Below are 14,823 nucleotides of genomic sequence, written 5' to 3'. Positions count from 1 at the left end.
TTATCTACCGCGACGCAATAATGCAGTGATTAATACACCCGCGGCAAAAGCAATACCCGCTGCAGCAAGTGGGTTTTCAGCCGCTAGTGAGCGAGTACGTGCATAACCGCTTTCCAGCTGATGCTTTATCTGTTCTTGACGCTGATGTAAGGCTTCGCTGGACTCAGCTGCTGTTTTACGAATGGTTTCTTCTGCGCTGGCGGCTTTTGTTGACATTGAATCTACGGCTTGATGTGCTGCAGCAGCCGCTTTTTCAGTCATTGGCGAACCTGACTCGTTTACTGATGTGCTAGCTTTATTAGTAGTTGAATTGGCCATAATGTGCCTCCTAGGTAATTAATAATAGCAGTGCTGAATCGATAACCTAGCCCTGCCTCTGATACAAACTATTCATACAAATTCTTTATAGCTACTTATAACTCTTACAAACAATAGCTGCAAACAATAGGCCAATATAGCAAGCTATTAAGAATCAACAACTTAATTATAAACGTGATGACTATTTTAGATCTATATTAATAATATCAGAAGATGTTACCGGCAAACGGTAATCTTTACAGCGTTGGCAAATAATAAAAAACCAGACACTAGGTCTGGCTTTTGTATTGTAGCTAGTATTAAGCTTACTTATCGTTTTGTAACCGCATATGTGGGAATAAAATAACATCACGGATAGAGGCTACATCGGCCAATAACATAACTAGGCGGTCAATACCAATACCTTGGCCAGCTGTTGGCGGTAAACCATGCTCTAATGCCGTTACAAAGTCTTCATCGTAGTACATGGCTTCATCATCGCCGGCGTCTTTTTGTGCCACTTGCTCTAAGAAACGCGCGGCTTGATCTTCAGCATCGTTAAGCTCGCTAAAACCATTGCCTAATTCACGGCCGCCTATGAAAAATTCAAATCGATCGGTAATTTCTGGATTATCATCGCTACGACGTGCTAATGGTGATACTTCTGCTGGATATTCAGTAATAAAAGTTGGATGACGTAATTTTGTTTCGACTAACTCGTCAAACACTTCCATTAAAATCCGGCCATGACCATAGTTAGCTTTTACTTCAATATTAAGCGTTTTAGCTAAAGCAGCTACTGCTTCACGGCTATTTAACTGTTCAATAGTTAGCTCTGGATTATAATGTAAAATAGATTCCGTCACCGACATCCGAGCAAAAGGCTTACCAAAATCAAACACTTCACCTTGATAAGGTACTTCTGTACTGCCTAATACATCTAAGGCTAAACCACGGAATAACGTTTCAGTTAAATCCATTAAGTCGTTGTAATCTGCATAAGCCCAATAAAACTCTAACATGGTAAATTCAGGATTATGTCGAGTTGATACGCCTTCGTTACGGAAGTTACGGTTTAATTCAAATACTTTTTCAAAACCGCCTACTACTAAGCGTTTTAAATAAAGCTCTGGCGCGATACGTAAAAACATCTGCATATCTAGCGCATTATGATGAGTTTCAAACGGACGCGCTGATGCCCCTCCAGGAATGGCTTGCAACATTGGCGTTTCTACTTCTAAAAAGCCAGCGTCATTAAAGAAGCGACGGATATAAGCTACCGTTTTACTGCGAATTAAAAAGGTTTTACGTGATTGATCATTGGAAATTAAATCTAAATAACGTTGACGATAGCGTGCTTCGTTATCAGTTAAACCATGAAACTTATCTGGAAGAGGACGTAGTGCTTTGGTTAATAGCCGTATTTCACTTAACCAAACCGTAAGCTCGCCAGTTTTAGTTTTAAATAAATGGCCAGTCGCGCCGATAATGTCGCCTAAGTCCCATTTTTTGAACTGATCGTTATATACACCTTCTGCCAGACTATCACGGGCAACGTAAAGCTGAATTTTACCGCCCATATCAGCAATAGTGGTAAAGCTAGCTTTACCCATAATACGGCGGGTCATAATGCGGCCACCAAGGCTAACCGTAACTTTTTCTTCTTCGAGTTGCTCTTTGCTTAAGTGTTCGTATTTTGCAATAAGATCACTCGAGATGCTGTCGCGACGAAAGTCATTTGGAAACATAAAGCCATCTTCGCGCAGTCCAGCAAGCTTCTGTTTTCGCTCAGCAATCAGTTTATTTACGTCTTGGATTTCTGGTTGCGGTTGTACTGGTTCAGACATAGCATTTTCCTGATTTAAAGTGCACTGATTGCATGGTCAATAATGACGGTTAAAAGCCCGCTTTTAAGCTAGCTTGAATAAATTTATCTAAGTCGCCGTCTAGAACGGCTTGGGTATTTCGGGTTTCGATACCGGTACGTAAGTCTTTAATACGCGAGTCGTCTAATACATAAGAGCGAATTTGACTGCCCCAACCAATATCAGATTTAGTATCTTCTAATGCTTGTTTTTCAGCATTTTGTTTTTGCATTTCGTACTCATATAACTTGGCACGTAGCTGTTTATAAGCATTATCACGGTTTTTATGCTGCGACCGGTCATTCTGACATTGCACCACTATATTAGTAGGCAAGTGCGTTATACGCACCGCAGAATCAGTTCGGTTTACGTGCTGACCACCAGCACCAGAAGCGCGATAGGTGTCGATACGTAAATCAGCCGGATTAATATCTATTTCAATATCATCGTCAATTTCTGGCGAAACAAATACTGAGGCAAATGAAGTATGGCGACGATTTCCGGAATCAAAAGGGCTTTTTCTGACTAAGCGATGCACGCCCGTTTCTGTACGCAGCCAGCCATAAGCATATTCGCCGGTAAATTTAATGGTGCAGCCTTTCACTCCCGCCACATCACCATCTGTGACTTCATAAATTTCTGGTTTGAAGCCTTTCTCATCACCCCAGCGTAAATACATCCGCATAATAATACTGGCCCAATCTTGCGCTTCAGTACCACCAGAGCCTGACTGAATATCTAAATAGCAGTTGTTTACGTCATGCTCACCTGAAAACATTCTACGAAATTCAAGCGCCGCTAATTGTTGTTCTAGATCGGCTAATTCTGCTTTAGCTTCTACAAAAGTGTCTTCATCTTGCTCTTCTATTGCCAGTTCTAGCAAACCAGCAACGTCTTCTAAACCTGAATCTAACTTATCAATGGTCTCAACTATTTGGGCTAAGGTTGAACGCTCTTTACCTAAAGCTTGGGCTTTATCGGGAGTATTCCATACTGCAGGATCTTCTAATTCCCGGGTAACTTCTTCTAAGCGTTCTTTTCTGCCGTCATAGTCAAAGATACCCCCGAAGGACATGGGTACGTTCTGTAAGATCTTTGATGCTGTTATTTACCGGATTCACTTCAAACATGCGCTAATTGTAACCTTGTAAGCAAGACTAAAAAATAAGCAGCAATTGTAGCAAAATTATTGCCGGCAGTGCAGCCATCTATTCAGCTATTTTCACTTGGTATTAGCCAGATATTCGCTATTTTTGCGCCAACTGCAGTTTTATTAGCCGCTTAATCCGTTACCGCGTCCATATGCCGAACAATTAACTGTAAATTTTGCCGGTCGCGAAATTCATTAATATCTAACTGATAAGCTAATTTCACTTTGTTGATATTAATATTTGGCCAAGCTTTATTGTCAGCATTAAACCAAATAGCATCTACTAGCTTGCCATCAGCGGTTTGTAGCATCATTTTTAAATGCCGATCGGCTAACATTTTTTGCGACATTAAATTAAATTCACCATCAAATACCGGCTCAGGAAAGCTTTGTCCCCAAGGTCCTGCATCTTGCAGCATTTGGGCAAAGTTAAGCTCAAAACAATTTGCGCTTAATTCTCCATCGCTATAAATCACTGCAGTTAATTGCTCAGCGGTTAATAGCTGTTTTGCGGTTAAGTTTAGCGCCAGCTTAAAAGTATCTAATCGATCTGCGTCTATGGTTAAGCCGGCCGCCATAGCATGACCACCAAACTTTTTAATTAAACCTGGGTACTGACTGGAAATTTGCTCCAGTAAATCACGAATATGTAAGCCGGCAATGGACCGCGCCGAGCCTTTTAACTCGCCGTCATCGCCTTGCGCAAAAGCGATAGTTGGCCGGTGAAACTGCTCTTTTATTCGCCCGGCTAAAATACCAATCACGCCTTGATGCCAGTCATGTTGATATAAGCATAAACATTCTGGTAGCTCTGCACCGTCAAAAGATAATTGGGATAAAAAAGCTTGGGCTTCGACTTGCATGCTTTGTTCAATCGCCCGCCGCTCGACATTTAAGCTATCTAATTCAGCTGCATATTGCCGTGCTAACCCGATATCTTGTGTTAGCAAGCAGCTAATACCTATCGACATATCATCTAATCGGCCAGCAGCATTTAACCTGGGTGCTAAAGCAAAGCCAAAATCAGCAGCTGTAAGCTTAGCGGTAGTACGATTAGCCACATCAATTAAGGCTTGAATACCCGGGCGGCATTTACCACTACGAATACGCATTAAACCTTGATGGACTAAAATACGATTATTACTGTCTAATGGCACTACATCGGCTACGGTGCCAAGTGCAACCAAATCAAGTAACTCGGCTAAATTAGGTTCAGCAATATTGTGTTGGCTAAAATACTGTTGCTGACGTAAATGGCTTCGCAGCGCCATTAATACATAAAATGCCACGCCAACACCGGCTAACGCCTTACTGGGAAATTCACAACCTGGCTGGTTAGGATTAACAATGGCATCAGCATCAGGTAATTCAGCGCCAGCAAGGTGGTGATCTGTTACTAACACCTTAACCCCAGCTTTTTTGGCCAACGCTACGCCTTCTAATGCTGAGATACCGTTATCAACAGTAATAATTAGCTCTGCACCTTGGCCAACGGCTAATTCGGCCATTTCTGGAGTTAAACCATAGCCATATTCAAACCGGTTGGGGACTAAATATTCAACAAAGCGAAAACCTAGCGCTTTAAGTCCGGTTAATAATACTGCCGTACTAGTAGCACCGTCGGCATCAAAATCTCCGACAATAACAATTTGTTGCTGAGAAGTTAAAGCTTGCTCAAGTAATTTAACCGCCGCCTCAATGCCTTTTAACGACTGAAAAGGCAACAAACCCGCAGCACTGCGTTGCAGTTCATCTAAGGTTTTGACACCTCGGCTGGCATAAATTCGTTGCAGCACTGGATGCATATTCGCAGCCAACTGCGGCAAGATTGTTGGCAGTTGGCGTTGCATGATCTGACGTTTTACAGCGGTCATTTAGCCTACTCTTGAGTTAGTTATACTGGTATTAGATTTACTAGTGCTCGTTATTCTTGAGCCAATTGCGCCAATAACTGTGGCAAAGGCTGATAACCCGGAATTAAACGGCCACTGGGTAACACTATTGCTGGCGTGCCGGTAATACCAAATGATTCACCCAACTTATATTGCTGCTGAACTGAGTTGGTGCACATTGTGGCGGCTACTTTATCGCCTTTTTTTGCTGCATTCATTGCCGCTTTGCTGTCTTTGCTACACCAGATATGCTGCATTTGTAAAAAGGTTGCTGAGTTCTCGCCACCACGTGGAAAGGCTAAATAACGCACACTAATACCCGCATCGTTATAAGCTTGCATATCGTTATGTAATTTACGGCAATAGCCACAGGTAGGATCGGTAAACACATCTATAACGTATTTTTCGTTTTTAGCTTTATACAAGATACCTTGATCCGTCATAGCCACTAATTGCTGTTTAATAAACGGCTGCATTACGCTGTCATTTACCAACTGACGGTTATTTAAATCATATATTTTGCCGTCAATAAAAAAGTTACCATCCTTCGAGCTGAAAAATAGCCCCCTATCGGTAAATACCTGTAATAAACCGCTTACGGGCGACTCAGAAATCGCTTTAATATTCAGATTCAACAATTTAAATTGCTGCTGTACCTGCTGATACTGTTTTGTTTCAGTTTGAATATTGTCACTACTGGCTGCCGCTGCACTGATAAAACCAAAACCGATTAACGCTAACAATAATTTATGCATGTCTTTTCCTGTACTACTGTTCTGTCGCAGTATTGATACTGCTGCTTTAAATTGCTTTCTAGTCGCAATGCTGTCTAGTGGCAAAGAATGAGAGTTAACCTCGCGGATGATGCTGCTGATGCAAGCTTTGTAACCTTGCTTGAGCCACATGGGTATATATCTGCGTGGTAGATAAATCGCTATGGCCTAACAACATTTGCACAACACGCAAGTCTGCACCATGGTTTAATAAATGGGTCGCAAAAGCATGCCGTAACGTATGGGGCGATAACTCAGTATTAATACCCGCTACCTTTGCATAAAACTTGATACGATGCCAGAACGTTTGCCGTGTCATTTGCTGTGCTCGACTACTGGGGAAAACTACATCCAGTACTTTACCTGCCATTAAAACGGGTCTAATTTCAACTAAGTAGCGACTAAGCCAATGCAAGGCCTCTTCACCCATAGGCACTAAACGTTCTTTATTACCTTTACCGCGCACTCTTATTAAGCCATGTTGTAAATTAAGCTGCTGCATACTTAGCGTCGTAAGCTCTGATACCCGTAAACCACTGGCATATAAAATTTCTAGCATGGCTTTATCACGAAACTGAATTGTATCGCTAATATCTGGCGTATTCAGCAATCGCTCAACATCTTGCTCAGATAAACTTTTCGGTAAGCTGCGACCAATTTTCGGGTTGAGCATTTGCGCCAGCGGATTATCGGCTATGCGCTGCTGTTGATGCAAAAAAGCATAAAACTGGCGCAGGCTACTGAGTGCTCTTGACGTACTGCGAGGACTAAACTGTAAATCGACCCGCTGGGCTAAATATTGATTTAATAATGAGCTATCAACCTGGTTTAATAACACCTGTTGCGGCCTTAAAAAAATAGCAAACTTGGTTAAGTCGGTACCGTACGCACTTAGCGTATGCTGACTTAGGCCTTTTTCTAAAAATAGATGCTGTAAAAATTCGGCAATAACGGCGGAATCTTCTGGCTGTGGCTTCAGTTGTTTGCTTTTCGCGGGGGCTGTTTTCATTACACTATGTTACCTCAAGCGGTGCACGGCGCAAAGTCGGGATTTTGCCTGGTCTCGGCTTCTGCTACACTAGCCCCAATTTATGCTTTTTAGCTATCTTTAACTTATTTTAATTAATTATGCCCGTTGGTGAAAACAGAATGAAAATCGGTTTGTTTTATGGCTCAACCACCTGCTATACCGAAATAGTAGCAGAGAAAATTCAGGCGCTAATTGGTGCAGACCATGTTGAGCTGTGCAATATAAAGCATGTACCTTTTACTAAAATGGCCGAGTATGACATTTTAATTTTAGGTTTATCGACTTGGGATTTCGGTGAAATTCAAGAAGATTGGGAAGCGCATTGGCCAGAGATTAAAGATATTGATCTTACTGATAAAATTATTGCCATTTATGGCATGGGCGATCAAGTCGGTTATGCTGAATGGTTTATAGATGCAGTAGGCATGCTGCATGATGAAATAGCACCGCAAACCACCAAGCGGATTGGCTTTTGGCCTACAGCTGACTATGACTTTATTGCGTCTAAAGCAGTAACCGATGACGGCGAATGGTTTTATGGTTTAGCGCTAGATGAAGACAATCAATATGATCTTACTGATCAGAGGCTAAATGATTGGATAAATCAAATTTTAGAAGAGATCACTCAAGTATTATAACGAGCTAGGGAACTTCAAATAAAAATCACCTAGTAGTTGCTGATATTGCGCCGTGTAGCTGCCATCAGGGTTGTGGATCAGTAATTGACTATTTTGTAACGGCTTGTCACTGATGCCATACACAAAGCTAATTAAACTGCGCTGCGGTTTATTCAATTTACTAAAGACCACACAATGCTGTTGCAACTGCCAGCCTAAGCTTTGGGCTAAGGTAATAAATTGTTCAATACCGGTATAAGGCAAAATTAAGGCTAATACACCTTCAGGCTTTAACATTGTCGCCGCTTTTTCTAGCAAACGATTAAAGGGTAAACTATCAGTATGCCGGGCTAAATGTCGGCTTAACTGCGCAGCCGGCATCGATTGCTGAAAAAAAGGTGGGTTAGATACGATTAAACGGTAACGTTCTGTAGGCTGATAGGCTAGAATATCCGCCGTTAATAAACGAATACTATTAGGCCATGGACTAACGCTAATATTTTCTTTAGCTTGCTCTGCTGCAGCACTATCGAGTTCGATAGCAGTAATAGGCAGTAAACCTTGACTACGTTGCGCCAGCATTACACTAATTAAGCCGCTACCCGCACCAATATCAAGGATGTTACCGCTAGTAGTAACTACGTTATTTTTGCTAAGCGGTGCCCAAGCACCAAGCAATAAACCGTCAGTGCCAACTTTCATCGCACAACGGTCATGAGCTATATAAAACTGTTTACACTGAAAACCTGCTGACATCAGCACCTCCGGTCGCCAGTTTACGACCTGATGTTGTTGCTGTCACTGGCTAGCAACTTTTTTTGTTAAAGGATACGTTATGAATTTTGCCGATTTTCAACTGGACGATGCGCTAAATCGTGCCATATCTGTGCGTGGCTACGAAGCACCGACTTTGATTCAAGAAATGGCAATTCCATTAGCATTGGAAGGCTTAGACTTATTAGCCAGCGCGCCAACAGGTACCGGTAAAACACTGGCCTTTGTATTACCGGCCATCCAATACTTACTGGATTTTGGGCGCAGAGATCCTGGCTTCGCTCGCGTGTTAGTGATGACACCTACCCGTGAATTGGCTTATCAAATTTATAACGAATTTAAATTTTTCAGTCAGCATACCACGCTAAATGTTGGCGTGATCACAGGCGGGATTAACTATGGTAGCCATAAAGATACCTTAGAAAAAAACAATGATATTTTAATTGCTACTCCAGGCCGTTTAACTGAATATCTAGATGAAGAAAGCTTCCAAGCGGATGAAGTAGAACTGCTAATTTTAGATGAAGCGGATCGGATGTTAGACATGGGTTTTGTCGGTGAAATGAACCGGATTATTTTAGAAGCGCGTCGTCGTCGCCAAACCTTATTATTCTCAGCAACCCTAGAAGGCCCTGCTTTAGAGCGTTTTGCTTCCCATGCATTAAAAGAGCCTAAACGAATTGAAGCCACTCCATCTCGTAAAGAAAATGCTAAAATTATCCAATGGACCCATTTAGCTGATGATGCCCAACATAAATTGGCATTGTTAATCCACTTATTAAAACAAGAAGATGTCAGCAAAGCCATCGTGTTTATAAAAACCCGTGAGCGTTTAGCCAGTTTAACCGGCCAATTGGAAACTGCAGGTTTACGTTGTGCTTGGCTACAAGGTGAAATGCCACAAGATAAACGGATGCAAGCTGTAGAACGCTTTAGCCAAGGTCGTGTATCCATATTGTTAGCAACAGATATTGCCGCTCGAGGTTTAGACATGGATGATATTAGCCATGTTATTAACTTTGACTTACCGCGCACTGCCGATACCTATATTCATCGGATTGGCCGCACCGGTCGTGCGGGTAAAAAAGGTATCGCGATTTCTTTAGTTGAAGCCCATGATATGGCAGTGTTAGCCAAAATTGAGCGTTACACTGAACAACGCTTAAAAGCCCGAGTGATTGCAGAATTAAAACCAAAACATAAAGCCGCTAAAGTGCCGGTAAAAAAGAAAAAAGTTGCCAAGAAAAAAACCGCTAAAAAAGCGAAAAAATAACAGCTTATATCCCCTTCCCTCTAGCTGCTACCGCTCGCAAAAACGGTGGCAGCTATCGCTTTTCCGTTCAGCTATACTGTAATTTATTTTTAAAACTGCTATTGATAAACGCGTATATTTTATTCACATAATGGAGATAACTAATGGATAAACGTCAATTTATTAAAAGCTGTGCTGTAGCTGCCAGTTTTATACCCTTAGCAAGTTGTGCCAATGTTATTGCCGCACCCAGCGCCAAATCTAATCAAGCGCTAGCTGCACCTGCTCAGTTATTACCAATAGCCTTTAACCCAGGTGATACCGTGGCTTTAGTAAGCCCCTCTAAAGCCACCGATAATTTACTCGATGTGCAAATCGCCACTGAAGTGATGCAGGCGCTGGGCCTTAAAGTAAAAGTAGGTCAACATCTCACTTCCCGGCGTGGCCATTTAGCCGGTACTGATCAACAACGTGCTAATGATATTAATGCTATGTTTGCCGATAATGAGGTTAAAGCTATTATTTGTTTACGTGGCGGTTCTGGTGCTGCACGCGTACTACCCTTACTAGATTATGCGCTGATTAAAAACAATCCTAAAACGCTACTGGGTTACTCTGATATTACTGCCTTACATAATGCTATTCATGCCCAAACGGGTTTAATTACCTTTCATGGCCCTAATGGTACCGGCAGCTGGAATAGCTTTAATGCCGATCAGTTTAGACGAGTATTTTTTCAACGCGAACAAATGCAGTACCAAAATGTTATTGAAACGAAAGATGAACTAGCTGCACGGCAAAATCGTATTGTCACTATCACTGGCGGTAAGGTACAAGGCGAAATTATTGGCGGTAACTTAACCGTGCTAACATCATTAGCCGGCTCGCCCTACTTACCTGATTTTACGGATAAAATTTTATTTGTTGAAGATGTAGAAGAAGCCCCGTATCGGGTTGACCGCATGCTAAGCACCTTAAAGTTGATGGGTGCCTTAGATAAATTAGCCGGCTTTATATTTGGTGAGTGTACCAGTTGTCGCCCAACTGGAGGCTATGGTTGGTTAACCATGGACCAAATTTTTGATGATCATATTAAGCCCTTAAATATACCGGCTTATCGTGGTGCTATGATAGGTCATATTCAAAAACAGTTTATTGTGCCGGTTGGCGCTAAAGTAGAAATGGATGCCGATAACGGTAGCTTTAAATTACTGCAGTCAGTATTTCAACCTACATAATTTACAGTAAATAGACTACTGTAAAATATCAAGATTGAGCTTTTACCTAACATTAAGTGGAATTACTATGCGGCGAGCTTTTGTTATAACTTCTATTATTACCCTGCTAATCATTGGCTTAATTAGCATACTTTGGCAGCCAATATTATGGGCCTTAGTTATTGTTATCCCTTTGATTATTCGTGGCATAGTAGATATTTTTCAACGCCGCCATAGTTTGTTACGTAACTATCCAGTCGTTGGCCATGCTCGATGGACGATGGAGTTTATTCGTCCTTTTGTCCGCCAATATTTATTTGAGTCTGAAACGGATGGCACCCCAATTAACCGGATGCACCGCTCCGTTATTTACCAAAGAGCCAAAGGCAGTTTAGATTCCACTCCCTATGGCACTAAGTTAGACACTCACCGGGTGGGTTATGAGTGGATTGGTCACTCCCTAGCAGCTAAGCACCATGCTGATCATCACCCTGCGACCAAAGTAACTGTAGGCGGTCCACATTGCACCCAACCTTATGATGCCAGTATTTTTAATATTTCAGCCATGAGTTTTGGTGCCTTAAGTAATAATGCCATTCGTGCCTTAAATAAAGGCGCGGCATTAGGCGGTTTTTATCATAATACCGGTGAAGGCAGTGTCAGCGATTATCACTTAGAGTTTGGCGGCGATTTAGTCTGGCAAATTGGTACCGGTTATTTTGGTTGCCGCGACGCCCAAGGTAATTTTGCTGCTGAAGCTTTTCGCCAAGTTGCCACTAAGCCATCCATTAAAATGATCGAAATTAAATTGTCGCAAGGGGCTAAACCGGGTCACGGTGGTATTTTACCGGCGCATAAAAACACCAATGAAATTGCCCGTATTCGCTTAGTTGAACCTAAAACCCAAGTCGACTCTCCGCCCAGCCATAGTGCGTTTAGTACGCCAAAAGAAATGATGCATTTTATTCAGCAAGTCCGTGAATTATCGGGTGGCAAACCTGTGGGTATTAAGTTAGCTATTGGCCGCACCAGCGAATTTATTGCTTTGTGTAAAGCCATGCTAGCAACCGGTTTTGCACCCGACTTTATCACCGTTGATGGCGGTGAAGGCGGTACTGGTGCTGCACCACTAGAGTTTGCTAACTCGATAGGCATGCCTTTGCGTGAAGCGTTAGTCTTTGTTTGTGATGTGTTAGTTGGCTTTAATTTAAAGAAACAAATTAAGGTTATTGCCAGCGGTAAAGTTTTTACTGGTTTTAATATTGTTAAAAACATTGCTGTTGGCGCCGATATTTGTAATAGCGCCCGCGGTATGATGATCGCCCTTGGCTGTGTGCAATCGTTAGAGTGTCATACCAATAAATGTCCAACCGGTGTGGCCACGCAAAACCCAGCCTTAGCCCGAGGCTTAGTCGTTGAAAGTAAAGCTGAGCGCGTTGCGCGTTTTCATAAAGAAACGGTAAAAGCCAGTATGGAGATGATTGCAGCTGCGGGCATGCGCCATATGTCAGAGTTAAATCGCTCGCATGTGTTTAGGCGTATAAGTGAAACTGAGGTTCGGCGTTTTGATCAGATTTATCTTAACTTAACACCGGGTAGCTTAATTAATGGCGGCGCACCGGAAAAGTTTGAGCAACCAATGAAAGAGTCGAGTGCCGACAGTTTTATGCCACAACAGATTATAGAACAAAGCGTACAAGGCTTGACCGCTATTAAGTAGCAGCGGTTAAAGCCCTAGGCTGTGGGAGCGACTAACGCTCCCAATACGCTTCCTCTAGACAATCTTCACGTTCCGGTAAGCCTTTGGATAATCTTGAGGCATTTTGCACTAAGATTTCATAACTTACCCGATTAGCATATTTACAAATTTGGGCAAAAGACGAATAGGCTAAATAAGGCTGCTCATGCTTGCCTGACAGCGGCTGTACTTGCTTATGGTAATGATTAGCGGCCATATCATGCAGTAAGGCCGATAACGCGCCATCACCTGCACCATTGGTATTTTTGATTAACTCAGGCCCGCCAAGATACGGATCAATATGCGAATACACTTTAATGGACTGTTCGCAATGTTCTCTTAGCATCGGTCGGCTAAATTCATATTGATTAAAGTCAGCTAAACTGGCTGATTTAATGGGGTTAGTTGTTTCACGTTTAACGTTATCTTCGGTATGGCCACATAAATACAAGCCGACTGGACCCGCTGTAATTAACACCATATCGGTATAATCTAAAATAGCCTCAGCGGCTTTTAATGGATCTGAAAAGCCCGTTAATGCCTCAGCCTCTAACTCATTCATCGCCAGCACATTGACATATTTTTTGACTGTTTCTAAAATCTTAGCCCGATTCTCTTCCACTAAATGCCGAGTACCTAGACTCATCACTACTGGCACATTTTTCTGTTTAGCATCGACTAACGTTTTTAACATCGCTTGCTGGATAGGTTTATCTACCGCGCGCAGTGGATACGCACTAACCACAACGGCGGCCGCAGACTGGACAATTTCGGTTGGAATATAATCGACTTCTAATTCATCCATATCACTGGGATCAATTACAAAGGTGCGCTCACCGTCGGGTGTTATCATGGTAATACCACGACCAATATCACCGGCAACCCCTTGTAAGTGGTTCATATCCACTTTAGAACTGGTATGGCGAACGTAATGATAAGCCGCTGAACCCAACGCGATGTTTGCTGACATTACGCCTAATAAAACCGATTTATCATCCGCTAGAACTGAATAATTATGTATGGTATTACCGATAGTACCACCGGCAAAATGATCTGATATAGCTTGGTTTTCTATTAACTCTTGATAAATAATATTAGCTTTATCATGTTCGACCAAATTAGATAGGCCTTTAGGAATAGCATGCTTTACTAAAAAAGCATCATCCACAGTTGCCACCACATCGACAATAGTTTGATCTAAACCAACAATATAAGTATCCATTTGCGGGCATACTTCAAAGCTTGGAAGCTGCGGTTTAGGTTGAGAAACGGGAAAGTAATGTTTGATTTTCCGTAGACCAGGAAATTTCATCTAAATATACCACTGCAATGCCACCATGGGCGAATGGCGGCATTGTAACAAATAAAACCAACCTACTGCAGTGCTATTGCTCAATGTTGCGTAAAAACACCCATTCTGAACTACTAGAGTCTGGTTGACTGTATTGATAACCCTCTAAATCAAACTGTTTTAGCTGCTGGGCATCCGTTACTCGTTGCTGGATGGCGTAACGCGCCATTAAACCACGCGCTTTTTTGGCATAAAAACTGATAATTTTATATTTACCATTTTTAAAATCTTTAAACACTGGTGTAATAACATCTGCCGTTAATAGTTTAGGCTTAACGGCTTTAAAATATTCCTGTGAAGCCAAATTAACCAGCACACGTCCCTTTAAGCTAGCCAGCTGCTTATTAAGATCCTTGGTGACGGCTTGATCCCAAAAAGCATATAAATCTTTACCCGCGCTGTTGGCTAATTTAGTGCCCATTTCCAAGCGGTAAGCCTGCATTAAGTCTAATGGCCGCAACACACCATATAAGCCACTTAAAATTCGCAAATGCTGCTGAGCAAAGTCAATATCCTCTTTGGATAAATTTGCTGCATCTAAACCCCGATAAACATCGCCATTAAACATAAATAAAGCGGCTTTAGCATTTTCAAGCGTAAAGGGCGGTTGCCATTGCTCAAAACGTGCCACATTTAGCCCCGCTAACTTATCGCTAATATGCATTAGTGATGATAAATCCGCTGGCGTTAACTGCTTACAAATATCAGCCAGTTGCTGTGCTTGGTTTAATAGCGCTGGTTGAGTATAAGAATACTGCTCAGATAACGGCGTTAAATCTAAGTCTTTAGCCGGTGAAACAACCATTAACATAATAATATCCTGTTCTAATCAAATAATTTTTTGCCGACACTGGCGTAATATACCAC

General features: G+C 42.1%; 13 protein-coding genes. 4 read left to right on the top strand and 9 right to left on the bottom strand.

Annotated elements, in window-relative coordinates; genetic code table 11:
• The 6 genes from BI198_RS05555 to xerD form a co-directional block, all read right to left on the bottom strand.
• Complete coding sequence (locus BI198_RS05555) at positions 1-318, bottom strand: DUF883 domain-containing protein (RefSeq protein ID WP_070048667.1); 318 nt, start codon at positions 316-318, stop codon at positions 1-3.
• 305 nt (positions 319-623) lie between these two features.
• Positions 624-2,144: a lysine--tRNA ligase gene (lysS, locus tag BI198_RS05550; RefSeq protein ID WP_070048666.1), complete on the bottom strand. Its 1,521-nt coding sequence runs from the start codon at positions 2,142-2,144 to the stop codon at positions 624-626.
• Between the two features lie 49 nt (positions 2,145-2,193).
• A protein-coding gene (prfB, locus tag BI198_RS05545) for a peptide chain release factor 2 (protein ID WP_162423660.1) occupies positions 2,194-3,292 on the bottom strand; the annotation gives its coding sequence in 2 pieces (ribosomal slippage) (positions 2,194-3,216 and positions 3,218-3,292; 1,098 coding nt in all).
• 151 nt (positions 3,293-3,443) lie between these two features.
• Entirely contained in the window at positions 3,444-5,186 is a 1,743-nt protein-coding gene (recJ, locus tag BI198_RS05540; protein ID WP_070048664.1) for a single-stranded-DNA-specific exonuclease RecJ, read from the bottom strand.
• 50 nt (positions 5,187-5,236) lie between these two features.
• Positions 5,237-5,959: a bifunctional protein-disulfide isomerase/oxidoreductase DsbC gene (gene dsbC, locus BI198_RS05535; protein ID WP_070048663.1), complete on the bottom strand. Its 723-nt coding sequence runs from the start codon at positions 5,957-5,959 to the stop codon at positions 5,237-5,239.
• A gap of 94 nt (positions 5,960-6,053) precedes the next feature.
• Positions 6,054-6,986, bottom strand: a complete 933-nt coding sequence (xerD, locus tag BI198_RS05530) for a site-specific tyrosine recombinase XerD (protein ID WP_070048662.1) — start codon at positions 6,984-6,986, stop codon at positions 6,054-6,056.
• Between the two features lie 140 nt (positions 6,987-7,126).
• On the opposite strand from xerD, the gene fldB reads away from it, so the two are divergent.
• The gene (gene fldB, locus BI198_RS05525) at positions 7,127-7,645 is read left to right on the top strand and encodes a flavodoxin FldB (protein WP_070048661.1); all 519 of its coding nucleotides are present in this window, start codon (positions 7,127-7,129) and stop codon (positions 7,643-7,645) included.
• On the opposite strand, the gene BI198_RS05520 is transcribed toward fldB, so the two are convergent.
• Complete coding sequence (locus BI198_RS05520; RefSeq protein WP_070048660.1) at positions 7,640-8,380, bottom strand: tRNA1(Val) (adenine(37)-N6)-methyltransferase; 741 nt, start codon at positions 8,378-8,380, stop codon at positions 7,640-7,642. The genes fldB and BI198_RS05520 overlap by 6 nt on opposite strands.
• 79 nt (positions 8,381-8,459) lie before the next feature.
• Between BI198_RS05520 and srmB the strand changes: the two genes are divergently transcribed.
• The 3 genes from srmB (at position 8,460) to BI198_RS05505 (ending at position 12,587) form a co-directional block, all read left to right on the top strand.
• Complete coding sequence (srmB, locus tag BI198_RS05515) at positions 8,460-9,671, top strand: ATP-dependent RNA helicase SrmB (RefSeq protein WP_070048659.1); 1,212 nt, start codon at positions 8,460-8,462, stop codon at positions 9,669-9,671.
• A 143-nt stretch (positions 9,672-9,814) separates the two neighbouring features.
• Positions 9,815-10,888, top strand: coding sequence for a S66 peptidase family protein (locus BI198_RS05510; RefSeq protein ID WP_070048658.1), 1,074 nt, complete (start codon positions 9,815-9,817; stop codon positions 10,886-10,888).
• A gap of 67 nt (positions 10,889-10,955) precedes the next feature.
• Positions 10,956-12,587: an FMN-binding glutamate synthase family protein gene (locus BI198_RS05505; RefSeq protein ID WP_070048657.1), complete on the top strand. Its 1,632-nt coding sequence runs from the start codon at positions 10,956-10,958 to the stop codon at positions 12,585-12,587.
• Between the two features lie 31 nt (positions 12,588-12,618).
• Here BI198_RS05505 and BI198_RS05500 read toward each other — a convergent pair whose 3' ends face one another.
• Together BI198_RS05500 and yaaA are read right to left on the bottom strand one after the other, a co-directional pair.
• The gene (locus BI198_RS05500; RefSeq protein ID WP_070048656.1) at positions 12,619-13,917 is read right to left on the bottom strand and encodes an inosine/guanosine kinase; all 1,299 of its coding nucleotides are present in this window, start codon (positions 13,915-13,917) and stop codon (positions 12,619-12,621) included.
• Between the two features lie 73 nt (positions 13,918-13,990).
• A complete protein-coding gene (gene yaaA, locus BI198_RS05495; RefSeq protein WP_070048655.1) occupies positions 13,991-14,767 on the bottom strand; it encodes a peroxide stress protein YaaA in 777 nt (258 codons plus the stop codon).
• Positions 14,768-14,823: the final 56 nt, after the last annotated feature.

The sequence above is a fragment of the Rheinheimera salexigens genome (assembly GCF_001752395.1).
Taxonomy (GTDB): domain Bacteria; phylum Pseudomonadota; class Gammaproteobacteria; order Enterobacterales; family Alteromonadaceae; genus Alishewanella; species Alishewanella salexigens.
This window is presented reverse-complemented; position numbering and strand designations above follow the sequence as displayed.

Excerpts from the sequence above, each read along its gene's own strand:
- BI198_RS05555 (WP_070048667.1), bottom strand. The coding sequence starts at position 318 with ATGGCCAATTCAACTACTAATAAAGCTAGCACATCAGTAAACGAGTCA.
- lysS (WP_070048666.1), bottom strand. The coding sequence starts at position 2,144 with ATGTCTGAACCAGTACAACCGCAACCAGAAATCCAAGACGTAAATAAA.
- recJ (WP_070048664.1), bottom strand. The coding sequence starts at position 5,186 with ATGACCGCTGTAAAACGTCAGATCATGCAACGCCAACTGCCAACAATC.
- dsbC (WP_070048663.1), bottom strand. The coding sequence starts at position 5,959 with ATGCATAAATTATTGTTAGCGTTAATCGGTTTTGGTTTTATCAGTGCA.
- xerD (WP_070048662.1), bottom strand. The coding sequence starts at position 6,986 with ATGAAAACAGCCCCCGCGAAAAGCAAACAACTGAAGCCACAGCCAGAA.
- fldB (WP_070048661.1), top strand. The coding sequence starts at position 7,127 with ATGAAAATCGGTTTGTTTTATGGCTCAACCACCTGCTATACCGAAATA.
- BI198_RS05520 (WP_070048660.1), bottom strand. The coding sequence starts at position 8,380 with ATGTCAGCAGGTTTTCAGTGTAAACAGTTTTATATAGCTCATGACCGT.
- srmB (WP_070048659.1), top strand. The coding sequence starts at position 8,460 with ATGAATTTTGCCGATTTTCAACTGGACGATGCGCTAAATCGTGCCATA.
- BI198_RS05510 (WP_070048658.1), top strand. The coding sequence starts at position 9,815 with ATGGATAAACGTCAATTTATTAAAAGCTGTGCTGTAGCTGCCAGTTTT.
- BI198_RS05505 (WP_070048657.1), top strand. The coding sequence starts at position 10,956 with ATGCGGCGAGCTTTTGTTATAACTTCTATTATTACCCTGCTAATCATT.
- BI198_RS05500 (WP_070048656.1), bottom strand. The coding sequence starts at position 13,917 with ATGAAATTTCCTGGTCTACGGAAAATCAAACATTACTTTCCCGTTTCT.
- yaaA (WP_070048655.1), bottom strand. The coding sequence starts at position 14,767 with ATGTTAATGGTTGTTTCACCGGCTAAAGACTTAGATTTAACGCCGTTA.